This window comes from Roseovarius sp. THAF27 (genome assembly GCF_009363655.1).
Lineage (GTDB): Bacteria > Pseudomonadota > Alphaproteobacteria > Rhodobacterales > Rhodobacteraceae > Roseovarius.
In genome coordinates, this window is record NZ_CP045393.1 from 3,988,277 (window position 1) to 4,014,716 (window position 26,440).

Here is a 26,440-nt window from a genome sequence, read left to right on the forward strand (position 1 = left end):
AAGAATCCGGCGCCAAGACCCACCTTTCGGGGTAAATCCGCCGAATGGTTCGTTTTTTAGGCGAAATTCCGCATGGGCCCATCAGACACTCTACACGAAGCTTCACCAATACGTTAGCGCAACCGATACCGTTATGTGACTGACTTACCTTTTTGTTAAGCAAGTGCAGCGGGTTGGACTCGCGGCAACAACGGAAGTGGCAATGAAATTCGATATCTTCGGAACTCCGACCAGCCTGAGTAACGAAAAGGCGTTGCTCGCGTGGAACGACACGATGCTGGGCTTCCTCGCCCATGCCGCCGTGACGCCCGAACACCTTGGGAAGGTTCTGGAGGTCGAGCCAGGCTTTGCGCACGCCCACGCGCTGAAAGGTCTGTTCTACGTTCTGTTGGGCCGGCGGGAATTGCTTGAAACCGCGACGGACAGCTACGTGACCGCACGGGGCGAGCTTGCCCAGAACGACGCCACCGCCCGGGAGCGCAAGTATGTCGATGCGCTGGGCGCCTGGCTGGACGGCAGCCCCAGTGGCGCTGTGGCACTTTTCGAAGATATCCTGCAGACCCATCCCCAAGACGCCTTGGCGATGAAACTCAGCCACGCGGTGCGCTTCGTACTTGGCGACGCCGCCGGGATGCGGCGCTCGATCGAGCGGGTCTTGCCTGCCTACGGCACCGACCATGCCGCCCGCGGTTACCTGCTGGGCTGTCATGCCTTCGCGCTTGAGGAAACCGGCGACTACGAAAAGGCCGAGATCGCGGGACGACAGGCGCTCTGGATGGCGCCCGACGACGCCTGGGGCCTGCACGCGGTGGCCCATGTTCACGATATGACTGCGAATTCCCGAAAAGGGCTCGACTGGTTGACGGGGCGCGAGGCTGCCTGGTCGCACTGCAACAATTTTCGGTACCATGTGTGGTGGCACAAGGCCTTGATGCATCTCGACCTCGGGCAGCTGGATACGGTGCTCGATCTCTATGACACCCAGGTACGCAACGATCAGACGGACGATTACCGCGACATCTCGAATGCGACGTCTCTGTTGATGCGGTTGGAACTGGAAGGCGTGAATGTCGGCGACAGGTGGGAAGAGCTGTCCGATATCTGCGAGACCCGGACAGAGGATGGCTGCCTGATTTTCGCCGATCTGCATTACCTGATGGCCCTGACCGGCGACAGGAAACCCGACGCAACCGCACGCCTGGTGCAACGTATCGCGAAGGACGCCAAGTCGAATTGCGAGATGGGCAGCCGCATGAGCGACCCGGGCATGGCCGCGGCACAGGGGCTTGAGGCTTTCGGCGAGGCGCGGTTCGACGAGGCGTTTGCCAATCTCGCCCAGGCCCGCGACGGGATGCACCGCGCCGGAGGCAGCCATGCCCAGCGCGACGTGTTCGAACGCATGACAATAGATGCCGGAATCCGCGCCGGGTACTTGGATCAGGCCGAAGCAATCCTAGATGATCGTCAATCCAAGCGCGCGGGGCGCGAAGACGGATACGCCGCCAACCGTCGCGCGCTTATCGCGTCAGGCCGAACTGCGTATGACTCAACCTCCGTACCGGCCGAATAGACCAAAATCGATTCCCGGATCAGAACAGAAAGACCAAAGCCATGGCGGCAATTTCGCCATCATCCGATTATCAAGAAACTGTCGAGGCCCCAGCTGTCAGTGCGACACCTGCGGCCACGGTGCGTGACCCGCGGCTGGACTTCTTCCGCGGCATTGCGATGTTCATCATCCTTCTGGCGCACACCCCTGGCAACCTTTGGACAAAGTGGATCCCGGCACGCTGGGGGTTTTCCGACGCGACCGAGATGTTCGTGTTCTGCTCTGGCATGGCGTCGGCCATCGCCTTCGGCAAATTGTTCCAGACCAAGGGGCTGGCGCTGGGAAGCGCCCGGATCGCCTTTCGCGTCTGGCAGGTCTACTGGGCCCACATAGGTCTTTTCTTCGTCGTCCTGACCTGCATGTTGGCGCTGCCGTATCTGGGCTTTACCCTGCGCGACTACGTAAGTCAGCTGAACCTGCCGCCGTTCCTGGACAACATCGAAGGCAACATGATCGGCCTCATGACGCTGACCTATGTGCCCAACTACTTCGACATCCTGCCGATGTACCTGGCAATCCTTGCGATGATCCCGTTCATGATGGCCCTGTCGCGCCTGCACCCGATGGCAGTTCTGGGCGCAAGCGTCCTGATCTGGTGCACCGCGAATGTCGAGATGCTCGAGCTTTTCAGCGACACGGATGTCACGCCGCTGCAACTTCCCGCACAGCTCTGGTTTCCGGAGGGCCAGGATGAACGCCCGTGGTTCTTCAACCCGTTCGGCTGGCAGCTTTGTTTCTTCACCGGGTTTGCCTTGATGATCGGCTGGTTGCCGCGCCCGCCGGTCAACATGACCCTGATCGGCATCGCGCTTGCGTATGTGCTTTTTTCCTTTGTCTTTTCATCCGTCGGGATGCGCGCCTACGACTGGCAGCCGGCCTGGTGGGCGGATACGATCCGCAGTTGGCAATGGGATACTTACCGCGACTTCGGCGTCCTGCGCAGCAAGACGGAGTTCGGCTTGTTTCGCTATCTGCACATGCTTGCGCTTGGCTATCTGGGATGGGTCGCCGTCGGCGAAGGCGGCAAGTACCTGCGGGTCGGTCAGGTTTGGTCCTGGGTGGTCAACAACATCATCATGAAGGTCGGCCAGCAATCGCTTGCCGTGTTCGTGTTCTCGATGCTGCTCGCCCGGTTCCTGGGGGTGTGGCTCGACGAGACGTCGACGCTGGACGGAGATGATCTTGTCCGCAACCCCTGGACCAATGCGTTCATCAATCTGGTTGGTTTCGGCTTGCTCGTTGCCTGCGCCTACACGGCGGCGTGGTTCAAGTCGACGCCGTGGAAACCCCGCAAACCCACAAGGTCGCCGATATGAACCGACTTCTCTCGCTTTCGCGTCGCCAGCTTCTGGGCGGAGTTGCGGCGTCGGCCCTGTGGCCCGTCGCGGCACGTCAAGCTGTCGCCACCGACGAACCCGTGCCATTCAGCCGCGAGATGGTGATCGAGCTGGCGCGCCAGAGGTCGCAGCAGGATTACACACCGCGTGAAACGGTGCCCGAGGATTGGCGCGCCCTGACCTATGATCAGTATCGCGACATCCGCTTTCCCCGCGACCATGCGCTCTGGGCGGACACGGGTCGGTCCTACAACATAGATTTCTTCGCGCCGGGCCTTTATTTCCCGCGCGCCGTCAAGGTCTTCACGGTCGAAGACGGTATGGCGCACCCGGTGCCGTTCGACCTTGCGATGTTCGACAAGGGCGACCTGGTGCCGGACCTGACCAAGACCGGCGAAAGCCTGGGGTTTTCCGGCATCCGCCTGCGCACCGACTTGGGGCACCCCGAGTACAAGACCGAGTTCTGCGTCTTTCAGGGCGCCAGCTACTTCCGAGCCATCGGCATCGGGCAGACCTACGGATTGTCCGGTCGTGGCCTGGCGGTGAACACGGCCGACCCCGAAGGCGAGGAATTCCCCGAGTTCATCCAGTTCTGGCTGGAAGCGCCCGGACCGGACCAGGCAAACATGGTCGTACATGCGCTGATGGACAGCCCCAGCGTGTCGGGCGCCTATCGTTTCGATATCACGCCCGGACCGGCCAGCGTGATCGAAGTCGAGGCCACGCTTTTTCCGCGTGTCGAATTGAACAATGTCGGCGTTGGGCCGTTGACGTCCATGTTCCTCTACGACCAGACCAACCGCAGCCGCTTTGACGATTTCCGCCCCGCCGTGCACGACACCGACGGGCTGCTGATGCTGAACGGCAATGGAGAGATGATCTGGCGGCCCCTCGCCAACCCTTTGCAGCTTCAGGTGTCCAGCTTCGGCGACACGAACCCGCGCGGTTTCGGGCTGATGCAGAGGGCGCGCAAGCTGTCCGATTTCGCGGACCTCGAAGCGCTTTACCACAACAGGCCCGGTCTTTGGGTCGAACCGAAGGGCGACTGGGGGCCCGGTGCCGTCACCCTGGTAGAGATCCCGACCGAAGAAGAGATCTACGACAATATCGTGGCCTATTGGCGGCCTGCAAATCCGATGACGGCAGGGTCGCAGGTTGACCTGGCCTATCGATTGACCTGGAGCGCCGACGCCCCGGTGCATCGCGATCTTCCAAGGGTTCTGAATACCGCGATGGGTAAGCGGGCCTTCGCCGAAGGCCGCGTCGTCGTCATTGATTTCGAGGACAGCCCCCTATTTGACGAAGGACCGGATGCGATCGACGTTCATACGTCTTCACCGCATGTCGAGGTCAGTGAGGGCGTTCTGCAACGCAACCCGTCGACAGGCGGGCTTCGCCTCGCGTTCAACTTCGAACCGGGCGAACGGCGGCACGTCGAGTTGCGCGCTCAATTGCGCAAGGACGGGCAAAACGCCTCCGAAGTGTGGCTTTACAGGTGGACTGCATAATGAACGATCTTCGGATAATGCCGCCGCGTGCGCCCCTGGAGATGCCTGAACAGGACCTTGACGCGATCTATGCCGACCCCAAGGCGCCCCCCGCCCAGCCCGGGGAAAACGTTACGCTGTGGCGCTGCGTCGTCTTCATACCCGCGATTTTCGCGACAATCGGATTTATCTGGATCATGTGGGACTGGCTCGGAGATGCCGGTCTGACGCTGATCGAAGCGACGCTTCTGGGCCTCATGTCGTTCAATGTCTTCTGGCTTTGCCTGACGGTGACGACCGTGACGCTGGGCCTGGGGTCCCTGACCCAGGCGCTGAAGCGTCCGGGCCATCCCCGGCCGCTCAAGGTTGCGCTGTTGATGCCGATCTACAACGAGGTGCCGTGGTACGTTCTGGGCAACGCGCGGTCCATGCTTGAAGAGTTGCGCGCGCGCGGCGGCCCGCACGACTTTGCCATGTTCATCCTCAGCGACACGCGCGACGACGCGATTGCCAAGGCGGAACAGGACAGTATCCGCGCGTTGCAGGCCACGCTGTCGCCGGGGCTGAAGATTTACTACCGGCGCAGGGCTGAAAACACTGATCGTAAGGTCGGCAACATCACGGACTGGGTGCAGAACTGGGGCGCGGACTGGCCCGCGATGCTGGTTCTCGACGCGGACAGCCTGATGTCCGGTCGCGCCATCGGTCGGCTGACCGACGCGTTGGCGCAAGATCCCGGCGCAGGATTGATCCAAAGCTGTCCGCAGCTTATCGGCGCCAACACCGTGTTTTCCCGGATGCAGCAATTCGCCAATGGCGTGTACGGAACCGCCCTCGCCGAAGGCCTGGCGCGCTGGACCGGGCAGGAAGGCAACTATTGGGGCCATAACGCGATCATTCGAACCGAGGCCTTTGCGGCCAGCGCGGGCCTGCCGCATCTGCGGTCCTTCACCGGGCGCGATCAACTGATCATGAGCCATGATTTCGTCGAGGCGGGCCTGTTGCGCCGCGCCGGCTGGGGCGTGCGGGTGCTGCCGCGCATCCGTGGTTCGTACGAGGAAACTCCTCCGACGCTGATCGACCATATCCAGCGCGACCGCCGCTGGTGCCAGGGCAACCTGCAACACTTGCGCCTCTTGTCCACGCGCGGGCTGCGCACCGCCTCGCGCTTTCACATGTTCCATGGCGCGATGAGCTATCTCGCCTCGCCGATCTGGTTCGCTCTGTTGGTCATGTGGGCTTTGATGGGGCACGGCGGCGACAAGTCCGTGCTGACCTATTTCCGCCCCGACAACCCGCTGATGCCGACCTGGCCCGAGATGACCGAGGCGCGGCACGTGCTGATCATCGCGCTGATGTACTCACTCCTGCTGGCGCCCAAGCTTTTGGGGATTCTCGTGGTACCTTTGACCCGCTCGCGCTTCGCCGAGTATGGCGGCACCTGGCGCTTCGCCCTGTCGTTCCTCTCGGAACTGGCGCTTTCGGTGGCCTATGCCCCGATCCTTATGGTGCAGCAGATGATCGCCGTGTTCCGTACCGTCTTCGGCCTGCAAAGCGGGTGGAGCCCACAGCAACGCGAAGGCGGTCGCTATGGTCTTGGTACTCTGGTGATCTGCCATGCCCTGGAAACGGTCAGCGGTGTACTTCTGGTGGCGGGCATGGCGGCCGGTGTGGTGTCGCTCTGGCTGCTTCCGATCGCCGTCAGCCTCTTGCTTGCAGTGCCGCTTTCGGCGCTGAGTGGCGTGTCGCTGAAAGGTCTAGTGTCCAAGTGGATGGGCACAAAGGAACTGTGGCGCGAACCGCCGATCACGCAGGCAGCGCGGCACTACCGCGCGGAACTGAAACTGGCGCTGGAGGGCAAGGCATCGAGCCAACAGGCCGCGGAATAGCGCGGCTTACCCGTCGTAGCTCGTGACCGGAAGTCCGCTGGCAATCCAACCGGGCCCGGCGCGGGAGCCGAGCATACCTTCCGGCACGTTCACGATATTCGTGTAACCTGCATTCACCAGGGCGCGTGCCAACCTGGCGGACCGCACACCGCGTGCACAGATCAAGGCGATCGGCGCGTGTTTCCGCGCGCCCGTCAAACAGTCGAGAGCTGCAATAAAATCGCTGCGGCGCATGTCAATCGGGTGCGCGCCCTGCCCGACGCCGGTCTGACGCCATTCCTCGGGCGTGCGGATATCGACCAGAACGACATCTCCAACCTGCGCCGCTTCGAAGGCGTCTCGTACGAAAAGCTCCGACCCGTCGAAGCGCTGATGTGACGCAACGCGGTATCCCGCGCCGACAGCGGCCGCCGTAATCAGGCCCGCGCCAATGACGGTCCGTCGCGACATGGTCCGCTTGGGCGTTCCGGGCATCATTTCATCCTCACTGATTGCATCCATAATACGCCGCGTTCTGTCACCTGTCATGGGCGAGCCGGCTGGCGTGATGAGATGTTACAGCGCCTTGGTGCGTGCCAGCCAGCCAAGGGTCGCTTCCGTATCACCCTCTGGCTTGTATTCCACGCCAAGCGGACGCTGCCAGCCCAGCGCATCTATCTCACGGAACAGCGCCGCGTAGTCGAGCGTGCCTTGGTCAGGCGGGCCGCGGTCGGGCACCGCCGCCACTTGGATGTGTCCGACATGCTCGAGCACGTCGTTCAACTGCATCAGAACATCCTGTCCGAGCCTGCCCACGTGGTAGCAATCGAACATCATCCGGAGGTTCGGCGCGTGCACATCCGCAATCACACGCCGCGCGTGGTCCGGCGATTGAAGAAAATAGCCCGGGGCGTCGAACGGGTTGATCGGCTCGATCAGGATCATTCGGTCGCGTGCCCGATCACATGCATATTCCAGGTTGTCACGAAACGTCTTTTCCGCCGCCCGACCCTCTGCTGTGCCCGCCATGACATGAACGGACTCGGCGCCTGCGATCTCGGCGTAGTCCAGGGCCGCGTCGATCGCGTCGCGCGCCTCGGCCTCGCGGCCGGGAATGGCGGTTAGACCGAAATCGCCCTTCTCGTGGTCGCCGCGCGTTGTATTCAGCCCCAGGAGCGGCAACCCAGTGGCATCCAGCGCAGCACGCAGGCTCTTGGGCGGCGTCTCATGGGGCCAATGGCACTCGACCGCGTCGAACCCGGCCTTCGCCGCGGCATGAACCGCTCGCGGCAGGTCCAGACCCGTCCACAGGAACCCCAGGTTGGCGGAAAAACGTGGCATCGAAGATGTCTCTATCGGCTGTTGCAGTCGAATGCGACCTGCTAGACCGCCAGTATAGATCACTCCTGCGCAGAAGGGAAAACAGCATGAAAGCCGTGATGTTCGAGGTCTTCGGGGCGCGACCGGAAATCGTCACGGTTTCGGACCCGGAACCCGACGCGAAAGGCGTGGTGATCGAGGTCGGCGCAACCGGCGTCTGCCGCAGCGATTGGCACGGCTGGATGGGCCATGATCCCGATATCGTCCTGCCGCATGTGCCCGGCCATGAACTTGCAGGGCGCGTCGCCGCCACCGGGCCTGACGTCACCCGCTGGAAGGTAGGAGACCGGGTGACTGTTCCCTTCGTCGGCGGTTGCGGCGCTTGCCCCGAATGCCATGCGGGCCACCAGCAGGTCTGCCACCAACAGTTCCAGCCGGGGTTCACCCATTGGGGCTCGTTCGCTCAGTACGTTGCCATTGCCCAGGCCGATCTGAACCTCGTCGCCCTGCCCGATACCCTGTCCTTCGAGACCGCGGCGAGCCTGGGATGCCGTTTCGCGACAGCCTTTCGCGCGGTCGTCGACCAAGGACGCACGCGTGCGGGCGAATGGGTTGCGGTGCATGGATGCGGCGGCGTCGGGCTGTCCGCATTGATGATCGCGCGCGCGATCGGCGCGCAAACCGTTGCCATCGACATTTCGGACGAGAAACTGTCGCAGGCCAAGGCTTGCGGCGCGACCCACACCGTCAATGCCACCAAGGTTCAGGATGTGGTGAGCGCCGTCCGCGACATCAGCGGCGGCGGCGCGCATGTTTCGCTCGACGCGCTCGGCCATCCCACGACCTTCTTCAACTCCGTCATGAACCTGAGGAAGCGCGGACGGCACGTGCAGGTCGGGTTGCTTCTGGCGGATCAGGCCACGCCCGCCGCCCCCATGGCCCGGGTCATCGGCGACGAGCTGGAAATCCTGGGCAGTCACGGCATGCAGGCACACCGCTATGACGCGATGCTGGCAATGATCCAATCGGGCGTCTTGAACCCTGAAAAACTGATCGGCGATCTCATCACGCTCGAAGCCTCCATCGATGCCCTCACGGAAATGGACAGCTTTGCCGGCGTCGGCGCCACGGTGATCACTGAATTCTGATCTCTGCCCGCCGCGGCCGGCGCTCCCCGACAGGCGCGACTCCCCAGGTGACAACCTGTGCGCCTTGCTGGCCAAAGCCATTGCGGCGCAAGGCCAATAAGATTTTTGAAGTGAAAACATGATCTTATATAACTTGACGCGATTGCTTGCACTTCTATGTGGTTTATCCGATGGTCTGACCCGACACGGGGATCATGGTTTCCAGGCACCATGACATTCGCGGATCACTCGGGAGGAGGCAATTCTGTGTTCTTGGTGCGTGCCATTGATAGCTTGAATGAAATCGTCGGGAGGATCGTTTCGGTTCTGGCCATCGTCTTCGCCGCAATCATCATCTACGACGTGGTTTTGCGCTACGTGTTCAGCGAACCGACCCGCTGGGCCTTCGATGTCTCGAAACAGTTGTTCGGCTTCTACTTCGTTCTGCTTGGGGGCTACGCCTTGCGGCACAACGCGCATGTCCGGGTCGATATCCTGACGGAACGGTTTGGCCACGGTGCGCAACGCATCATCAGCCTTGTGGGCTACGTTGTCTTTTTCTTCCCGTTCGCCTGGGTCTTTCTGACCCGCTCGTGGGAGTTTGCGATGCGCTCTTTCGCGCAGGGCGAAGTTACATATGGCGCCATCCAGATGCCGGTTTATCCGCTGAAGCTGGCGATGTGCGCAGCGGCAGGCCTCTTGTTGCTGCAGGGCATCTCAGAAGTCCTCAAGATCACGTTCGACCGGCAGGAGGGCAATCAATGAATCCCGAGTACATCGCGGTATTGATGTTCGGCCTCCTGCTGGCGGGCCTGTTCCTTGGTCATCCTCTGGCTTTCGTACTGGGCGGGACGGCCGTGCTGACTGCGATCATAGCCGGCAAGCCCATGGTTCTGGGCATCGTCATCAACCGCATTTTCGGTGATGTCCTGGACAACTACACGCTTATCGCCATTCCGCTGTTCGTCCTGATGGCTCGGTTTCTTTCGGATTCCGGCGTGACGGACCGAATGTTCGAAACCCTGCGCCTGCTGCTCAGCCAGGTCCGGGGCGGGCTTGCCTTGGCGGTCGTTTTCATCTCGATTCTTCTGGCCGCCACGACGGGCATCATCGGGGCCTCGATCACGGTGATGGGCGTCATGGCCCTGCGTCCGATGCTTCAATACGGCTATGCGCCTTCGCTGACAGCCGGGGTTATTGCCGCCTCGGGCTGTCTCGGCATCCTCATTCCGCCGTCTATCATGCTCATCCTCATGGCCAGCTATTCGCCCCTTTCCGTTGGCGAGCTGTTCGCAGGCTCCATGGTTCCCGGGGTCCTTCTCGGGCTGAGCTATGCGGTCTACGTCTATATCATTTCCGTCCTACGACCGGATCTCGCCCCGGCGGTAGAGCCCGACGAGAAGGTCGAGCGCTCGACCCTTCTGCGGATGCTGCTGGTCGAGGCGCTGCCGCCTCTGGTCCTGATCTTCGGCATCCTCGGCTCGCTTCTGGCGGGGATCGCCACGGCGACCGAGGCGTCGGCAATCGGTGCCGCCCTGGCCCTTCTCATCGTGATCGCGCGGGGCCGGTTCCAGCTTGGCAGCTTCTACGGCGCGATGCTTGAAACCGGGCGTACCTCTGCAATGATCCTGTTCATCGTGGTCGGGGCGACGGCGTTCACCGGCGTCTTCAACATCACCGGCGGCTTGCGCGCGACGCAGGAGATCATTCGCACCCTCGACATGGAACCCTGGATGCTGATCACCATGATGATGGTGATCGTGTTCATCCTTGGCGCATTCCTCGACTGGACCGGGATCGTGCTTCTGTCCTTTCCGATCTTTCTGCCGATCATCCAGGAAATGCCCGATGTGAACCTGCTTTGGTTCGTCGTCCTGATGGCGGTCGTTCTGCAGACCTCGTTCCTGACCCCGCCATTCGGATATGCGCTGTTCTACCTCAGGGCCATTGCGCCACCGGAGCTTCGCACCGGCTCGATCATCAGCGGCGTCTTGCCGTTCATCGCCCTGATCGTCGTGATGTGCTTGCTGGTGGCCGTGTTCCCGGCACTGGTCACGTGGCTGCCCGACGTCATTTACACTCAGTAAACCAAACCATGGAAAAGGGAGATACCATGACTACCAAGGCATTCGCACTTGCGGCCGCAGTCGCGACGGCGCTGGCCGGACAGGCCACGGCGCAGGAAAACTGGACGATGACCACCACCTGGCCGTCCTCCCTGGAACTGATAGAGACCGACAAGCATTTTGTCGATCTCGCCAACAAGCTGACCCAAGGGGAACTGACGATCGAGTTCTTCGACGGCGGCGCGCTTGTGCCGTCGGGCGAGGTGTTCGGCGCGGTGGAATCGGGAACGATTCAGGCCGGCGCCGACTGGCCGGGCTACTGGGCGGGCCGCGATGCGGCATTCTCTCCGCTGGCCACCACGCCCAGCCTGTTCAACGCGGTGGACTACGTGAACTGGATCCAGCAATGGGGTGGCGCCGAGCTCTATAACGAGATCTACGGCCAGTTTAACATGGTCTACCTGCCCTACGGCGTGACCAACAACGAATCCGGCTTCCGTACCAACGAGCCGATCGTCACGCTGGAAGACCTGCAAGGCAAGCGTCTGCGGCTTTCCGGCCTCGAGCAGGGCAAACTGCTGGAGCGTCTGGGCGGCAACCAGGTTTCGATGGCCGGTGGCGAAATCTACCAGTCGCTCGAGCGCGGCGTGATCGACGGTGCTGAATTCTCGACACCCAACGTCGATTGGTCCGGCGGCTTTCAACAGGTGACCCAGTACTGGGCGACGCCCGGTTGGCACCAGTCTGCCTCGGTCTTCGGCGTGATGATCAACAAGTCGGCCTGGGACGCGCTTAGCCCCGAGACCCAGGAGAAACTGCAGATCGCGGCGGACGCCACCCTGCTGTGGTCGCTGGCCTTCACCGAAAAGCGCGCAACCGAAGCCTATGCCAAATTCGACGACGCGGTTGAGATCAACCGCTACGACGACGCGACCCTGGAGAAAGTCCAGGAGATGGCCAACGAGGTCATCGTCGAAACCGCGTGCGAGAACCCGAACTCGGCCAAGGTCTATCTCAGCATGGTCCAGTACCTGGAGGACTACGCCCAGTGGCGCGATGCCTCCGCGCCGTTCAACCTCGGGCGCACACCCAACGGTCCGGACGTGGCTGCACTGCAAGACTGCGCAGGCTGACCGCCTGAACCAGACTGAACGGAATGCCCGCTGCCCGGCGGGCATTCCCAGCGCTGCGAAGCGAGAGGTCGCGCCCGGCCTGGGTCACTGGTCGCACAAAGGCCTCAACACCGTGCCGAAATCAGCCATCTGTCTAACGTCAGCCCCCACCGGACAGATTTAGGGGTTTGAGCAACGGAGGATTTCTGGTTAATCGAAGCCATTATGGCGCGAAGAGGAACAGGAAATCCGGAACATCGAAAGACGCCGCTGACAGGCTGGTCAGGGGCATCAAACGAAAGACCCGCAAGCAGTACTCGGCCGACGAGAAGATCAGGATCGTCTTGGCCGGTCTTCGGGGCGAAGATAGCATCGCCGTGCTTTGCCGCCGTGAGGGCATTGCCGAGAGTGTCCGTCGTCAGGCTTTTTCGGGCTTCGCGGGCCGTTTTTTAACGGAGGCTCTGGTTCGGTTGCTGTTTGAGTTTATGCAGCTGCGGCTTGGTGCTACAACCGTCGTTGTCGGATTGTCTGCTTCTTGATCTCCTCTCTCATCTTCAGGATCTTCGCGCCGCGACTGTGGTAGACGTCGGCTGGGGTCAGGTTTGCCAGGCTCTCATGATAGCGGAGGTTGTTGTCGTGGTCGACGAAGGCGCCAATCTGGCGTTCCAGGTCGCCGGGTAGGACGTAGTTTTCCAGCAGAACCCGGTTCTTCATGGTCTGGTGCCAGCGCTTGATCTTGCCCTGCGTTTGGGGATGTTACGGGGCACCACGGACGTGATCCATGCCTTTCCCGTCGAGGTACTCTGCCAGCTCGGCCGCTACACAGGATGCGCCGTTATCGCTGAGCAGCCTCGGCTTGTACATCACGATCGCGTGGCTGCAACCCGAAGCGTCCAGCGCCAGTTACAGCGTGTCGGTCACGTCACCGGCCTTCATCGTCTTGCAGAGCTTCCAGGCGATGATGTAGCGGCTGTAGTCGTCGAGGATCGTACTGAGGTAAAACTAGCCCCAGCCGATCACCTTAAGATAGGTGAAGTCGGTCTGCCACATCTCGTTCGACCGGCTGGTCTTGTCGCGGAACTCATCCATTGCCCGGCAGGCAATTGCAAAGCAATCTGCCGAGAGGGGGCAGCCCGGATCACCACGTGAGCCGGGGCGGTGATCAGTTCCTCGGGGCCGAGGATGCGGTACACGGAAGATTCCGAGATGAAGCAGCGCTTCTCATCGGTGTATTTGACCGCCAGTTTCCAGGGCGTCAGGTCTTCGTACTCCAGCGCAAAACCGACGACATCCTCGCGCACCTTGTCCGGGATGCGGTTCCAGACCGACCGCGCTGCGTGAGTCAACAAACACCCTTGCTGACCGAATATTTTCCGAGTAAAACAGTCAGAAATTCATGGTGCGCTATGACCTTAGCATTCAGCATCCCAAAAGATAATTGGCGTTTCACTAACGACTTCTCTTACAATCCTTGTAGGGAAATTTTCTTTGGTGGATACGATATAGTTTACACTGACCTGCTCCCCTGAAATGTCCTCGATTTAAGGTTAGCCTGTTTTCCAACGAAGGAGACAGATGATGAAGAGAAGCCGTTTCAGCGAAGAGCAGATCATAGGCATCCTGAAGGAGCACCAGGCTGGTTTCGGTGCGAAGGAGCTGTGTCGCAAGCACGGGATCAGCGACGCCACGTTCTACAAGTGGCGGTCGAGGTATGGCGGCATGGAGGTGTCTGACGCCCGGCGTCTGAAGGCATTGGAGGCTGAGAACGCGAAGCTGAAGAAGATGCTGGCGGAGCAGATGCTCGACGTTGCCACCCTGAAAGAGATGCTCGGAAAAAACTTCTGAAGCCCGGTTCGAGGAGGAATGCCGTGGGCTGGGCTATGAAGACCAAGGGCTACAATCAGCGACGCGCCTGTGCGCTGGCCGGGATCGAACCGCGTGTGTATCGGCGCAAGACGAAGCGACCGGAGGACACAGAGCTGCGCGCTCGGATGAAGGAACTGGCTTCTGAACGGCGGCGGTTCGGGTATCGTCGGCTGCATATTCTGCTAAGGCGCGAAGGCTGGGAGCTCAATTGGAAGAAGCTCTATCGTGTCTACCGCGAAGAAGGGTTAACCGTTCGTAAACGGGGCGGTCGCAAGCGTGCGGTGGGCACCAGAACGCCGATGGCGATACCGCAGGGACCGAACCAGCGGTGGTCACTCGACTTCATGTCCGACGCGCTTGAGGACGGTCGCAGGTTCCGGGTGCTGAACGTCATTGACGACTTCACCCGGGAATGCCTGGCAGCTGTCGTCGACACATCAATCGGCGGTGCACGTGTCGCCCGCGAGCTGGACCGTATCGCAGAACTGCGCGGCTACCCTTGCATGGTGGTCAGCGACAACGGCACCGAGCTGACCTCGAATGCGATGCTGACCCGGATACCGGAATCGGCTTTGGCTACGTCTGCAATCACCTCTTTCAGCCTGATTCAAAAACACGTTCCATCATCGGGGAACGAGCCGCCCATCTCGCCAAGATTCTTTACGATTGCCTACCGTAACCTCAGGGAGTTCATTCAATGACCGAGGGGGCTGTTGCGCTAGTAGTTCCAGGGTGCATCTGTCCCTTCGCATCAATGGCGCGCCACAGAAACCGCCACTTGCCACCGACGCGAATGTAGGTCTCATCTGCATGCCTATCGACGCTCGCACGGCGCTGGTGCTTCTCCGACAGAAACCTGTCGCGCGCAGTTGATCAATGCAACAGTCCCGTTCGGTCATTTGCTCTGTTGAACCTTTCGCCAAGCGGTGAAAGTTTGTGCGCAACTTGCCGGGAGGCGTGTCGTTGCACATTCTGAAATCACTTGGACCTGCGGTTGCGCATGTTTCCGGCATCGAGGCCTTTCGGGCAGGGCTTGGTGCCCTGATCGGGCTCGGGCTGACCGGACTGTTCGTGCTGTCGCCGACTGTCGACCTGGAACTGGGGCTGTACCTTGTCGCACCCTTCGGCGCCACATCCGTTCTGTTGTTCGCGGTCCCGAACAGCCCGCTCGCGCAACCCTGGTCCGCGATTGTCGGCAATACGATAGCCGCACTGGTCGGAGTCGCCGTTTGCCTATGGGTCGACGATCCCGCCTTGAGAGTCGGCCTTGCCGTGGGGTTGGCCGTAACCGCGACGATGCTGTGTCGCGCGGTCCATCCGCCGGCGGGTGCAGTGGCCATGACGGCGGCCCTGTCGCCCGATGCCACCGCGCATCTGGGGTTCTGGTTCGCGATTGCACCGATTGGCGTGGGTACCGTCGCGCTTGTGGTTCTTGCGACGGTCTATGCGCGTTTGACGGGGCGGCACTACCCCTTTCGTCAGTTCGATGATCCAAGCAGACACGGGACTGGCGACCGAAATCCGACCGAACGGCTGGGGCTGTCCGAGGAACAGCTGACAGAGATCCTGGAACGCTACAGCCAGTCTTTCAACCTTGGCGTCGAGGACCTGGCGCGCCTGATCGGGGCAGCGGAGATGCAGGCCGCGGCACATCACTCCGTTCCGGTGACGGCGCAGGACATCATGTCCCGGGACCTTGCCACGATCCGCCCCGAAACGTCCCTGAGCGAAGTCGCAGACATTTTCCGGAGGCATCGATTCACTTCCCTTCCCGTCGTCGAACGGGATGCAAAGTTCCTGGGGGTCATTTTCCAGATCCATCTGATCCGCCAGGCAAGAGAGGATGCCTTGCGTTTTGACCGCGGATACGCTGCCGCCTTGCGGCGACTGCTGGACCGAAACCGCGAAAACCCGACAAGGGCCGGGGACATCATGAGTGTCGCCGGTCCCCGTGCGATGGCCGATACGCCAATCGGGGCGTTGCTGCCGATGATGGCCGATGGGGATACGGATGCCGTTCCGGTTCTGGAAAAAGACAAGATCATTGGCATCGTGACACGAACAGACCTTGTCGCGGCACTGGCTAGAAACGTGGCGCGAACAAACCCGAATTAGGTAGACGCGCGGCTGCCCAATTCGGTTGCGGCAAAAATACTTGCTCTACTCAATGTTCATGGTGGCTCAAAGCTGGCTGAACGCCGCGAGCGATCCGATGCGCATGTCGGCGGGCTCATCTCATGTAGCGTCGTTTGCTCGTGCGCATGTTACAAATGTCATTGATGTAACCCTTCGCGCGCCGACGAGACAGGTCGTCGGTTTCGGATTCAATGGCCCTAATTCACTGGCGAGTCCAAGTTTCTGGAGAGATCTCTATTAGGTAACTGGTCCTTGCCGCTCCATCCTTGCTACACTGGATCAGGCCTCCCAGTAATACGCGCAATATCCCTTGTCCGCATCAAGCCCGAGCGTGTGTCGAAACCTTGCTTTCGCATCTCGGACAAGGGCTTTTTCGGCGGCAACCCAGACGTAACGGTAGGGTTCCGGGGGCAAGGGCGCTTGCGACAGATGATCCCACAGCCTCTCCTGCCGCTGTCGCACGCACCAGGTCAGGGCGATCCCGTCGGGACGCGGCAGGTCGCAGATGTCGGCGTCCGTGCCCACCTCGAGAATGGCGTGACCTCGCCGGTCGGGTTCTGAGGTCTCAAGGATACGTCGGATCGCCGGAAGGGCCGTCTCGTCTCCGGCGATCAGAAGATATCGCGCGCGCGGAAATCCACCGCTGCCGGGGCCGCTGATGCCGACGATATCGCCGGGACGCGCCGTCCGGGCCCAGTGTGTCGCACGCCCGCCCTCATGTTCGAACACGTCGAAGGTGACAGGCAGGAATCAAGGATGGCACGATCTGGACTCAGCTCGGCAAGCTGCGGACCTGTCTGAACTGGGCGGTTAAAACCGGGCTGATCGATAGGGCGCCCTACATCGAACGTCCCAGCAAGCCTGCCCCGAAGGAGAGGTATCTGACGCGCCGATAGACAGGCCATTTACTATCGGTTGATTGTGCACCGCATACCAAGCTCGCTATACGGCTGGTGTTGTCGACGGCGGCAAGGGTGACGGCAGTTCTGGAGCTCACGTGGGATCGGGTCGACTTCGAGCGCGGTCAGATTAACCTTCGCACCGGCGAAGGTCAGCGGAAAGGTAGAGCTATCGTGCCGATGACTGAGAGCTTACGTGTGGCGCTCTTGGAAGCGCGTAATGCCGCGTTGTCGGACTACGTTGTGGAATGGGCAGGTGGCCCCGTGAAGTCCATCAAGAAGAGCTTCAAAGTAGCTGCAGGTGATGCTGGACTGTCCGAAGTATCGCCACACGTGCTGCGCCACACGGCAGCAGTCCATATGGCAGAAGCAGGCATCCCAATGGACGAGATCGCTCAGTATCTGGGTCATTCGGACTCGCGGATCACGGCTTCTACCTACGCACGCTACAGCCCAGAGCACCTTCGCAAGGCCGCCAGTGCGTTAGAGTTCGGGTAGATATCAGGTTCAGTGAACCGAGGATCACTGTCTTTAAAACAACAAAGGCGCCCACGGGCGCCTTTATTCACTGGTCGGAGTGAGAGGATTCGAACCTCCGGCCCCTGCCTCCCGAAGACAGTGCTCTACCAGGCTGAGCTACACTCCGTCCGTGAGACAGCCGATTACATAAGCGCCCTTTCATTTGCAAGGACGGAATCACCCTACGGAGAAAAGTCGCGCCAGCCAGAGCGTCGCTTCAGCCTGGCTTTGCGCGAACCACACCCGACCGCCTAGAGACTATCGGACAGTGCCGAGACGATCGCGTCGCCCATTTCGCTGGTGGTGACGGGTTGAACCCCCTCTTCGCCCAGCAGGTCCGCCGTGCGCAGGCCGTCGGCCAGCACCTTCTCGACCGCCGTTTCAAGGCGCTTGGCCTCGTCCCCCTGGTCGAAGCTGTAGCGCAGCGCCATGGCGAAGCTGAGGATACACGCGATCGGATTGGCCTTGCCCTGCCCCGCGATATCCGGTGCCGAGCCGTGCACGGGCTCGTACAGCGCCTTGGGCCGTCCGTTGGCCATCGGCGCACCCAGGCTGGCTGAGGGCAACATGCCAAGGCTACCGGTCAGCATCGCGGCGGCATCCGACAGCATGTCGCCAAACAGGTTGTCGGTGACGATCACGTCGAATTGCTTGGGCCAGCGGCAGAGCTGCATCGCGCCGGCATCGGCGTACATGTGGGTCAGCTCGACATCGGGGTAATCCTCGTCATGCACCTTCTGAACCACTTCGCGCCACAGGATGCCCGATTCCATCACGTTGGCCTTTTCCATCGAGCAGACCTTGTTAGAGCGCCGCCGCGCCAGTTCAAAGGCCGAGCGTGCAACCCGGTCGATCTCGGACTCGGTGTAGCGCTGCGTATTGATGCCGACCCGCTCGTTGCCTTCCTGGATGATCCCCCGCGGCTCGCCGAAATAGATGCCGCTGGTCAGTTCGCGCACGATGACGATGTCGAGGCCCGCGACCACGTCGCGCTTGAGGCTCGAGAAATCCGCCAGCGCGTCGAAGCACTGCGCCGGGCGCAGGTTCGAGTACAGGTCCATCTCCTTGCGCAGACGCAGAAGGCCACGCTCCGGCTTGACCGAGAAATCGAGGTTGTCGTATTTCGGCCCGCCCACGGCGCCCAGCAGAACGGCGTCCACCTCCTGCGCCTTGGCCATCGTGTCGTCATGCAAAGGGCTGCCATGCTTGTCATAGGCCGCGCCGCCGACCAGATCCTCGCTCACGTCAAAGGCCATCCCGCGGTTGGACCCGAACCAGTCAATGACCTTGCGCACTTCGGTCATGACCTCGGGGCCAATCCCGTCGCCGGGCAGAATGAGAAGCGAGGGAGTGCTCATGCGGAATCCTTTCCAAATCCTGACTGTTGCCACCGCGTAGCCTGACGCGCGGGAAGGGTCAAGAAAGGTGGGGCTTCAATCCCTTGGCCAGCGCCTCCCAGACCACGGCGATACGGGGCGTGTGCCGAAGCGCCTGGTGGGTGGCGAGCCAGACCGGGAGGCTTGGCAGGTCGATGTCGAAATCCAGGTCCTCTACATCGTCGTGCAATGCGCCCAGCGCCTTCATCCCAAACCCGACGCCACATCCGGCGCGCACCATTTCCCAGCCGACCGTGTGGCTGTCGCAGCGAAAGGCGAACATATCGCGCGAGGCCGGCATGTTGCGCTCCTGCATGCCACGAATGATCTCCTCGTTCCGGTCGTACCCGATGACCGGGTGATCGAAGACGTCCGCGATCGTGCGCGGGCGCCCGGCCTTTCGCAGGTAGCTGCGCGAGGCGAAAAGACCGAGCGGGAAGTCCCCCAGATGCCGGGCAACAAGTTCGAGTTGCTCGGGCCGATACATCCGCACCGCGATATCGGCCTCGCGGAAAAGCAGGTTCTCGCTGCTGTCAGACGGCACGACGTCGATGCGGATTCCGGGATGATCTGCATGAAGCGCGGCAAGGATCGGCGGCAGAATGTAGACCGAAACCGTATCGCTCGCCGTAATCCGTACGGTCCCGGTTGCCTCGGTCTGCTGGCCGGCAGCGGTCAATTCGATCTCGATCATGGCGCGATGCATGTTCCGTGCGGGCTCCAGCAGGGATTGCCCGTTTGCCGTCAATTCCAGCCCTTTGGGTTTTCGATGAAACAGGACCTGGCCCAGCAGGTCTTCCAATTGACGGACCTGGCGGCCCAGGGTGGGCTGGCTCGTCCCCAAAAGGCGACCGGCCGCCGAAAGCGACCCCTTTTCCGCCACCGCAAGAAAGGCCCGGACAAGGGACCAGTCAATATCTGACATGCGACTTACCATTCACGAATGAATAGCGAATGCGCAAATTTTGGCAATTCCTATTCCTAGGTATTTATCTAACCTTAGGTCGATCCAAGCAGCACGAGGTGCGATCTGATGCAGAAGACCGTTCTTGTTCTCGGCGCCACCGGACGGTTCGGGCGTCACGCGGCCGAAGCGTTCTGGAACGCGGGCTGGACCGTGCGGCTGTTTGATCGCGCCCATGACGACCTGATGACGCAGGCGCAGGGCACCGATATCATCGTCGCCGCCTGGAACCCGCCCTATCATCTCTGGGAGCAGGAGCTTCCAAGTCTTCACGCGAGGATCCAGGCCGCCGCCCGTTCCAGCGGGGCTGCCGTGCTTCTTCCCGGGAACGTGTATATCTACGGGCGCGACACCGCAAAACCATGGTCCGAAACGACGCGTCAGGCGCCTCCTACAGCGCTGGGGCGTATTCGCAAACAGGTCGAGCAAAGCTACCGCGACAGCGGCGTACAGACGATTCTTCTGCGTTCCGGGGATTTCCTCGACATCGAGCGTGACGGCGGATGGCTCGACAAGGTCTTGATGTCACGCACAAGCCGGGGTCAGCTGCTTTATCCGGGTGACGCGGACGCCTTGCACGCATGGGCCTTCCTGCCCGATCTGGCCCGCGCCGCGGAACAACTTGCCCGTCGCAAGACCAGTCTCGGCCAGTTCGAGGAGGTCGTATTCCCCGGCTACGCGATAACCGGCCATCAGTTCGCGCAGCACATATCGCAGGCTCTCCACTACGATATCAAGGTACACCGGATGAGCTGGCTTCCCCTGCGGTTGGCTGCGCCGTTCTGGCCGCTGGCGCGCGGGTTGCTCGAGATGCGATATCTCTGGGACCTGCCGCACAGCCTGCAATCCGAACGCCTCGCCGAACTATGTCCGGACTATCGGGATACACCCTTGGACGAGGCGCTGACCCAGGTCGTCGCGCCTTGGCGCAGAACAGCCCGAGCGACACGATGCCGCTCGTGTCACTTCAGCAAGAGATCGACCCAGACAAGTCCGTGACGACTGGCGTCCTCCACGGACCTATTCGTAGCGTCAGTGACGATCCCCGCCTTCAGGACCTCCAGATCCGCCGAAGGCAAAACATAGCTGACCCTCAAAGACCCCGGATCGGGACCTGGCCAGTCCACCGTATCAAGTCGTGGGTCGCCGTCATGTCCGTTGCCCTGCGCCACACCGGCCGGTCGCATCGGCTTGGGGTCGACCATCCGATCGTCTGCAAGTAACCGCCGGATCGCTGCTTTGCGTCCCGCCCCATCGATCGGGTCGAGATTGGCATCCCCCGCCAGCACGAAGGGCGGCTGGGGCCGGGCACCGAAAGCGCCATCGAGATATTTCAGCCAAAAGACGATTTCGTCATGATTGCGCCGCCCGTTGCGATCTTCCGGCCCGTCGAACACCGGCGGGCTGGCATGAAAGGTCAAGAGACGCAGCGTTTGGTCCTCGATCCGAACCGGCACGACCCAGTGTCCCACGGTCGAGAGGTGCTGAACCTTCTTTACACGATCCGGCAAGAGTGTCGTACCGTCCTCAAGTCGCAAAAGCGCTTCCGGCATGTCGCGCCACAGGATGTCACTGAAGTCGCGCACATCCTCGGTGACGACGGGAAACCGTGACAGAACCGCCATCCCGCCCTGCCCTGCGAATGTGCCGTAACCCTGCGCATCCTTGGGCCGGCCCTTTCGTCCATCCCCATCGAGATCCAGTCCGGTGGTCATGCCCGTATTGGGCCGCAGCGCAAAGACATGCGGCAAATCGTGCCCGTGCGCCGAGATCCGCCGCACTAGGGCGCGTGCTGAGATCAGATCGTGGTCGTAGTCGATACCTTGCAACGCGATGACGTCCGGCGTTGCCCGTGCAATCAGCCGGGCCACGCTCTCGACCTGCGGGTCGTCTTCGGACAGGATATCGCGCAAAAGCAATCCCGGGCCCTCGCGGGCGAGTTCGGTGTTGAACGTCGCGATACGAACGGTGGTTTCGGCCGCCGCGGGTGAGATCGCCGCAATCAGGGCCAGAAGCCCCGCGCTCAGGCGTTCTGCAACCCTTCCGCCTTTGCATAGACCCGGCGGCGCTTTTCCTCGATCAGCTCGGCCACGCGCATCAATGCGATACCACGCATGAGAATGCTTGCGGGAAGAAGAGCCCATACGGTCATCATCCAGATCAATGTTTGTTCGCTCTGAAACGACACCGGCTCGATCACCAGGGACGCCGCCTTCACGATTGCCGGAATCAAGAATGGCAGCAAAGCTCCTAACACAATGTTAAGACCCGAGTCGCGTCGCAGCCTGTCAACGATGTCGCCGCCGCGCGTCGGATCGAACAAGGGCAGGTTGACCCACACATTGAACGCGCCGTTGCGCATGGGCCATCCAAGAAGCCGCACCAAGATAACGAAGACCAGCACCATGACCAGTGACACGCTATAGGCCACGGCAGCCGCGATCCGCACGGAATTGGCAAGGTCCAGGCTGGCATCCGGCGGCAGCATCAGCACGACCAATCGCACCGGCGAGAACGGGAAATCCATCGCATTGCCGAGGGTCTGCGCGAAGTAGGTGAGGATCAGGGTGATCGGGCTGGGCTCGATCTTGCCGCGCGCGATCAACGAAAGCACCACCACGACAAGCGCCAGTGCGAGGAACTTCAAACGATTGAAGGGTGGAGCGAACCGGAATTCGACAATGCTCGGATAGCGGCCGAAATACTCGATGAAGGTGAGCAACGAGAACAGCAGCGCGATCACCACGACAATCTGTGCGGTGTCCGTCGCGACCGACGGCAGCACAAGCGCCGGTGTTGCCACCAGCAATGCCACGAGTATTGCACGCGTCAGCGCGCTGATGATCTGCGAAACCACTGCCCGGTTCCCTTACAACTGGCCTGCCACGGTTCGATGCCGCGACATTGTTCCAATTCGGGTCCGTCGATTATGACGGCTTGCCTCATTCTTGCCCAATTTCTGCCTTCTTTCACCATCCGGCTCAAGACACCAGTTCGTTAGACTTAGAATTTTCGGCGATTTGATGGTGAGGGTGGTGCCGGTTTGCATCAATAAGCTGACGGATTTGAGGCGCCGTTGTGTTCACACGCAAGATGTGGGGGGTTCAAGCTAAGCCCCCACAATAATTCATTAATATTAGATGTGCTTTTGATTAACCTCTTAATCTCAAGATTGCACCGGCCGCGCATGGCAGCCGGTACATCGCTTTCCTTGCGGGGTCAAACCCAGGGGCGTTGCGTCGCGGCCTTGGCCTCGAACGCGTCGATCGACGCGGCTTTTTCCATCGTCAGTCCGATATCGTCGAGCCCGTTCAGCAGGCAGTGCTTGCGCCAGGGGTCGACGTCGAAGCCGATTGTGCCGCCATCCGGGCCGGTGATTTCCTGGCGCTCCAGGTCCACGGTCAGCACCGCGTTCGATCCGCGCTCCGCATCGTCCATCAGCTTGTCGACCTCTTCCTGCGGAAGAACGATGGGCAGAATGCCGTTCTTGAAGCAGTTGTTGTAGAAGATGTCGGCGAAGCTGGTGGAGATCACGCAGCGGATGCCGAAATCCAGCAGCGCCCAGGGCGCATGCTCGCGGCTCGACCCGCAGCCGAAATTGTCCCCGGCCACGATGATCTTGGCCTCGCGATAGGCCGGTTGGTTCAGCACGAATTCCGGAATCTCGTTTCCATCGTCGTCGTACCGCATCTCGTCAAACAGGTTCACGCCCAGGCCCGACCGCTTGATCGTCTTCAGGAACTGCTTGGGAATGATCATGTCGGTGTCGATATTGACCAGCGGCATCGGCGCCGCGACGCCGGTCAGTTTCACGAATTTTTCCATCACACGATCTCCCGGATGTCGGTCAGTTTGCCGGTCACCGCCGCCGCCGCGGCCATCGCCGGGCTCATCAGGTGGGTGCGCCCGCCACGGCCTTGCCGGCCCTCGAAATTGCGGTTCGACGTGGCCGCGCACCGTTCACCCGGCTGCAACTGGTCGGGGTTCATCGCCAGGCACATCGAACAGCCTGCAAGCCGCCACTCGAAACCGGCCTCGGTAAAGATCTCGGCCAGCCCTTCTTCCTCGGCCTGGGCGCGCACAAGCCCCGATCCGGGCACGACCATTGCCCGCTTCACCTTGATCTTCTTGCCTTTCAGGATCTCGGCTGCCGCACGCAGATCCTCGATCCGACCATTGGTGCAGGACCCGATAAAGACCGTGTCGATCTCGATATCCTTCAGCTTTTGACCGGGCGTAAGGCCCATGTATTCCAGCGCACGCCGGGCCGCGTCGGTCTTGCCGCCGGTAAAGCTTTCGGGGGCAGGCACCTCTCCGTCGATCGGCAGCACGTCCTCGGGGCTGGTGCCCCAGGTGACCACCGGCGCGATATCCTCGCCCTTGATCGTGATCACCTTGTCCCAATGCGCATCGTCTTCGGAATAGAGCGTCTTCCACCAGTCCATGGCGGCTTCCCACTGTGCGCCCTTCGGCGCATGGGGCCGGCCCTTGATGTACTCGAAGGTCTTTTCATCGGGCGCGATCAGGCCTGCGCGTGCGCCGCCTTCGATCGCCATGTTGCAGACGGTCATCCGCCCTTCCATCGAAAGGTCGCGAATGGCCTCGCCGCAATACTCGATGACATAACCCGTACCGCCCGCGGTGCCGGTGCGGCCAATGACCGACAGGGTGATGTCCTTGGCGGTCACTCCGGGGCGCAGCTTGCCGGTGATCTCGACCTTCATGTTCTTTGACTTGGTCTGGATCAGCGTCTGGGTGGCCAGCACATGCTCCACCTCGGACGTCCCGATGCCGTGAGCCAGCGCACCGAAAGCACCATGTGTGGCCGTATGGCTGTCGCCGCAGACCACGGTCATGCCCGGCAGTGTCCAGCCCTGCTCGGGGCCGACGATGTGGACGATGCCCTGCCGCACGTCGCTGACCGGGTAATAATGGATGCCGAAATCCTTGGCGTTCTTGTCCAACGCGGCCACCTGGGTGCGGCTGTCCTCGGGCATCGCCTCGGGATTCTCGCGCCCCTCGGTGGTCGGCACGTTGTGGTCCGGCACGGCAATGGTCTTGTCCGGCGCGCGCACCTTGCGGTTCGCCATGCGCAGCCCTTCAAAGGCCTGCGGGCTCGTCACCTCGTGCACGAGATGCCGGTCGATATAAAGCAGGCAGGTGCCATCCTCGGCCTCGTGCGCAAGGTGGGCATCCCATATCTTGTCATAAAGTGTCTTGGGGGACATCGGTCCTCTCCCGTCGTGTCAGTGGAAATTCATAACAATTCGTCGAAGGGCACCGCCCTATAGACGCGCCAGAACCGTGCGTGCCGCGCCAAAAAACCGCCATGGCAGGCGCGCACGATCGTCCATGTCGAAAACCCGTATCATGAGTGTCAGATACAACCCCGCCCCGAGTCTATCAAGAGCACAACGGGCCCGCGGACCGAACCGCTTCTTCCTCTGGCCGTCAATATCCCGGGGGTTCGGTTGAAGCTGCGCTTCAACCCTGGGGGCTGGCCCCCAATTCATCAAACCTGCGCGGCGCAGCCGCACGACCAGATCACGTCTCAGTCCGGCGCCAGCATATAGCCTTCGCCACGCACGGTTTGCAGGTATCGCGGCTGTTTCGGATCGGACTCGATCTTGCGCCGCAGGCGCGTGATCTGGACGTCCACGGCCCGCTCCTGCGCCTGGCCCCTGTCGCGGCCCAGGTCTTCGACCAGCTTGGTGCGGCTCACCGGCTCGCGCAGGTTCTCTGCAAAGATCCGCATCAGCTGGACCTCCGTCGCCGTCAGCCGGATCATGTCCTCGCCGCGCATCAGCTCGGACCGCTCTATGTCGAACCGCACAGGCCCCATGCTCAGAACCTTGGGGGCTGCATGTTCGGGCTCGGCCTCCGGCATCCGGCGCAGGATCGCGTTGATCCGCAGCAGTAGTTCCTTCGGCTCGAAGGGCTTGGGCAGATAGTCGTCCGCACCGGCCTCCAGTCCGGCGATGCGCTCCTCCGTCTCTCCCTTTGCAGTCAGCAGAAGGATCGGCGTGTCGATCGTTTCGCGCAACGATCGCGTCAGGGAAACGCCGTCCTCGCCCGGCATCATCACGTCCATCACGATCAGGTCGAACTCCAGCCCCGACAGCACGCGGCGCGCATGATCCGCATCACGCGCCACGGACACCAGGAACCCGTTTCGCGCAAGAAACTTGCGCAACAGGTCGCGAATGCGCTCGTCGTCGTCGACGATCAGAAGGTGCGGCGCCGGATCGTTCATGAGTCAGCCTCCCGGATCGCATGATACTTCCGCCGCATATCCGGGTCCATCATCGCTTCGAGCACCTGCCGGAAACCCGCCACGGCCTCCGGTCCCGCCTTGCGATAGGCCGCCCGCATCCGGGCTCTTTGTGCATCGGACAGCGTCTGTTCCAGTCCGCGCCCCTTGTCCGTCAGCGTCAGATGACGCTCACGCCTGTCCGTCTTGCCCTGCTGGCTTTCGACCAGTCCATCCTCGATCAGTGTACGCAAGACCCGATTCAGAGACTGTTTCGTGACCCCCAGAATACCCAGAAGATTGTTCACCGTCGTGCCGGGACGGCGCGCGATGAAGTGAAGCGCGCGGTGATGCGCGCGGCCATACGCCATCGTGGCCAGGATACGGTCGGGATCGGCGGTGAAACCGCGATAGGCAAAGAACATCGCCTCGATGCCCTGTCGCAACTGTTCGTCGGTCAGGAACAACAGATTTTCGCCGCCATGCGCTTCGGCCATCTTCGCC

At 61.5% G+C, this 26,440-nt stretch carries 23 protein-coding genes, 1 tRNA gene and 3 pseudogenes; 13 read left to right on the forward strand and 14 right to left on the reverse strand.

Annotated features, from left to right (window positions below; genetic code table 11):
- Nucleotides 1-202: 202 nt before the first annotated feature.
- Genes FIU89_RS19760 through mdoH form a run of 4 tightly spaced genes read left to right on the forward strand, consistent with a single transcriptional unit; the run spans nt 203 to nt 6,322 of the window.
- Nucleotides 203-1,570, forward strand: a complete 1,368-nt coding sequence (locus FIU89_RS19760) for a tetratricopeptide repeat protein (protein WP_152494176.1) — start codon at nt 203-205, stop codon at nt 1,568-1,570.
- Between the two features lie 41 nt (nt 1,571-1,611).
- Nucleotides 1,612-2,925 (forward strand): OpgC family protein, encoded by a 1,314-nt coding sequence (locus FIU89_RS19765; RefSeq protein ID WP_152494177.1) that lies wholly within the window; start codon nt 1,612-1,614, stop codon nt 2,923-2,925.
- Nucleotides 2,922-4,454, forward strand: a complete 1,533-nt coding sequence (locus FIU89_RS19770; protein ID WP_152494178.1) for a glucan biosynthesis protein — start codon at nt 2,922-2,924, stop codon at nt 4,452-4,454. The genes FIU89_RS19765 and FIU89_RS19770 overlap by 4 nt, the downstream gene beginning before the upstream one ends.
- Before the next feature lie 17 nt (nt 4,455-4,471).
- A complete protein-coding gene (gene mdoH / locus FIU89_RS19775) occupies nt 4,472-6,322 on the forward strand; it encodes a glucans biosynthesis glucosyltransferase MdoH (protein ID WP_254701742.1) in 1,851 nt (616 codons plus the stop codon).
- A gap of 6 nt (nt 6,323-6,328) precedes the next feature.
- Here the strand turns inward: mdoH and FIU89_RS19780 are convergent, their stop codons facing one another.
- A complete protein-coding gene (locus FIU89_RS19780; protein WP_254701743.1) occupies nt 6,329-6,823 on the reverse strand; it encodes a rhodanese-like domain-containing protein in 495 nt (164 codons plus the stop codon).
- A 54-nt stretch (nt 6,824-6,877) separates the two neighbouring features.
- The gene (locus tag FIU89_RS19785; RefSeq protein ID WP_152494180.1) at nt 6,878-7,642 is read right to left on the reverse strand and encodes a hydroxypyruvate isomerase family protein; all 765 of its coding nucleotides are present in this window, start codon (nt 7,640-7,642) and stop codon (nt 6,878-6,880) included.
- Nucleotides 7,643-7,740: 98 nt separating this feature from the next.
- Here FIU89_RS19785 and FIU89_RS19790 point away from each other — a divergent pair, with 98 nt between their 5' ends.
- From FIU89_RS19790 to FIU89_RS22655, 5 genes and pseudogenes are all read left to right on the forward strand, one after another.
- Nucleotides 7,741-8,769, forward strand: a complete 1,029-nt coding sequence (locus tag FIU89_RS19790) for a zinc-dependent alcohol dehydrogenase family protein (protein WP_254701744.1) — start codon at nt 7,741-7,743, stop codon at nt 8,767-8,769.
- A 210-nt stretch (nt 8,770-8,979) separates the two neighbouring features.
- The gene (locus FIU89_RS19795; RefSeq protein WP_152494181.1) at nt 8,980-9,513 is read left to right on the forward strand and encodes a TRAP transporter small permease subunit; all 534 of its coding nucleotides are present in this window, start codon (nt 8,980-8,982) and stop codon (nt 9,511-9,513) included.
- Entirely contained in the window at nt 9,510-10,835 is a 1,326-nt protein-coding gene (locus FIU89_RS19800) for a TRAP transporter large permease subunit (RefSeq protein WP_172978173.1), read from the forward strand. Before FIU89_RS19795 ends, FIU89_RS19800 begins: the two co-directional genes overlap by 4 nt.
- A gap of 26 nt (nt 10,836-10,861) precedes the next feature.
- Nucleotides 10,862-11,947, forward strand: a complete 1,086-nt coding sequence (gene dctP / locus FIU89_RS19805) for a TRAP transporter substrate-binding protein DctP (RefSeq protein ID WP_152494182.1) — start codon at nt 10,862-10,864, stop codon at nt 11,945-11,947.
- A gap of 257 nt (nt 11,948-12,204) precedes the next feature.
- Nucleotides 12,205-12,339, forward strand: a pseudogene (locus FIU89_RS22655) (IS3 family transposase); the annotation flags it as partial.
- A 91-nt stretch (nt 12,340-12,430) separates the two neighbouring features.
- On the opposite strand, the pseudogene FIU89_RS22660 reads toward FIU89_RS22655, so the two are convergent.
- Nucleotides 12,431-13,251 (reverse strand): annotated as a pseudogene (locus FIU89_RS22660) (DDE-type integrase/transposase/recombinase); the annotation flags it as partial.
- 253 nt (nt 13,252-13,504) lie between these two features.
- On the opposite strand from FIU89_RS22660, the pseudogene FIU89_RS19835 reads away from it, so the two are divergent.
- Nucleotides 13,505-14,343, forward strand: a pseudogene (locus FIU89_RS19835) (IS3 family transposase); the annotation flags it as partial.
- A gap of 139 nt (nt 14,344-14,482) precedes the next feature.
- On the opposite strand, the gene FIU89_RS22965 reads toward FIU89_RS19835, so the two are convergent.
- Nucleotides 14,483-14,644, reverse strand: coding sequence for a DDE-type integrase/transposase/recombinase (locus FIU89_RS22965; protein ID WP_368373308.1), 162 nt, complete (start codon nt 14,642-14,644; stop codon nt 14,483-14,485).
- Nucleotides 14,645-14,755: 111 nt separating this feature from the next.
- Between FIU89_RS22965 and FIU89_RS19845 the strand changes: the two genes are divergently transcribed.
- On the forward strand, nt 14,756-15,907 hold the full coding sequence (locus FIU89_RS19845; protein ID WP_152494187.1) for an HPP family protein: 1,152 nt from the start codon (nt 14,756-14,758) through the stop codon (nt 15,905-15,907).
- Nucleotides 15,908-16,207: 300 nt separating this feature from the next.
- Here FIU89_RS19845 and FIU89_RS19850 read toward each other — a convergent pair whose 3' ends face one another.
- The gene (locus tag FIU89_RS19850; RefSeq protein ID WP_172978174.1) at nt 16,208-16,657 is read right to left on the reverse strand and encodes a siderophore-interacting protein; all 450 of its coding nucleotides are present in this window, start codon (nt 16,655-16,657) and stop codon (nt 16,208-16,210) included.
- 245 nt (nt 16,658-16,902) lie between these two features.
- Between FIU89_RS19850 and FIU89_RS19855 the strand changes: the two genes are divergently transcribed.
- Entirely contained in the window at nt 16,903-17,325 is a 423-nt protein-coding gene (locus FIU89_RS19855; protein WP_254701745.1) for a site-specific integrase, read from the forward strand.
- Nucleotides 17,326-17,396: 71 nt separating this feature from the next.
- Here FIU89_RS19855 and FIU89_RS19860 read toward each other — a convergent pair.
- The 3 genes from FIU89_RS19860 to FIU89_RS19870 form a co-directional block, all read right to left on the reverse strand.
- Nucleotides 17,397-17,473 (reverse strand) — tRNA-Pro (locus FIU89_RS19860).
- A 124-nt stretch (nt 17,474-17,597) separates the two neighbouring features.
- Nucleotides 17,598-18,704, reverse strand: coding sequence for a 3-isopropylmalate dehydrogenase (leuB, locus tag FIU89_RS19865; protein WP_152494189.1), 1,107 nt, complete (start codon nt 18,702-18,704; stop codon nt 17,598-17,600).
- 58 nt (nt 18,705-18,762) lie between these two features.
- Complete coding sequence (locus tag FIU89_RS19870; protein WP_254701746.1) at nt 18,763-19,647, reverse strand: LysR family transcriptional regulator; 885 nt, start codon at nt 19,645-19,647, stop codon at nt 18,763-18,765.
- 108 nt (nt 19,648-19,755) lie between these two features.
- On the opposite strand from FIU89_RS19870, the gene FIU89_RS22385 reads away from it, so the two are divergent.
- Nucleotides 19,756-20,685, forward strand: a complete 930-nt coding sequence (locus tag FIU89_RS22385) for an epimerase (protein ID WP_172978175.1) — start codon at nt 19,756-19,758, stop codon at nt 20,683-20,685.
- Here FIU89_RS22385 and FIU89_RS19885 read toward each other — a convergent pair.
- The 6 genes from FIU89_RS19885 to FIU89_RS19915 form a co-directional block, all read right to left on the reverse strand.
- On the reverse strand, nt 20,649-21,605 hold the full coding sequence (locus FIU89_RS19885) for an endonuclease/exonuclease/phosphatase family protein (RefSeq protein WP_172977970.1): 957 nt from the start codon (nt 21,603-21,605) through the stop codon (nt 20,649-20,651). The two genes, FIU89_RS22385 and FIU89_RS19885, sit on opposite strands and share 37 nt — an antisense overlap.
- 104 nt (nt 21,606-21,709) lie before the next feature.
- Entirely contained in the window at nt 21,710-22,543 is an 834-nt protein-coding gene (locus tag FIU89_RS19890) for a hypothetical protein (RefSeq protein WP_152494193.1), read from the reverse strand.
- A gap of 362 nt (nt 22,544-22,905) precedes the next feature.
- Complete coding sequence (gene leuD, locus FIU89_RS19895) at nt 22,906-23,511, reverse strand: 3-isopropylmalate dehydratase small subunit (protein ID WP_152494194.1); 606 nt, start codon at nt 23,509-23,511, stop codon at nt 22,906-22,908.
- Nucleotides 23,511-24,914, reverse strand: a complete 1,404-nt coding sequence (leuC, locus tag FIU89_RS19900) for a 3-isopropylmalate dehydratase large subunit (protein WP_152494195.1) — start codon at nt 24,912-24,914, stop codon at nt 23,511-23,513. Before leuC ends, leuD begins: the two co-directional genes overlap by 1 nt.
- Before the next feature lie 323 nt (nt 24,915-25,237).
- Nucleotides 25,238-25,939, reverse strand: coding sequence for a response regulator (locus FIU89_RS19910; protein WP_152494196.1), 702 nt, complete (start codon nt 25,937-25,939; stop codon nt 25,238-25,240).
- Complete coding sequence (locus tag FIU89_RS19915) at nt 25,936-26,433, reverse strand: MarR family winged helix-turn-helix transcriptional regulator (RefSeq protein WP_152494197.1); 498 nt, start codon at nt 26,431-26,433, stop codon at nt 25,936-25,938. The genes FIU89_RS19910 and FIU89_RS19915 overlap by 4 nt, the downstream gene beginning before the upstream one ends.
- Nucleotides 26,434-26,440: the final 7 nt, after the last annotated feature.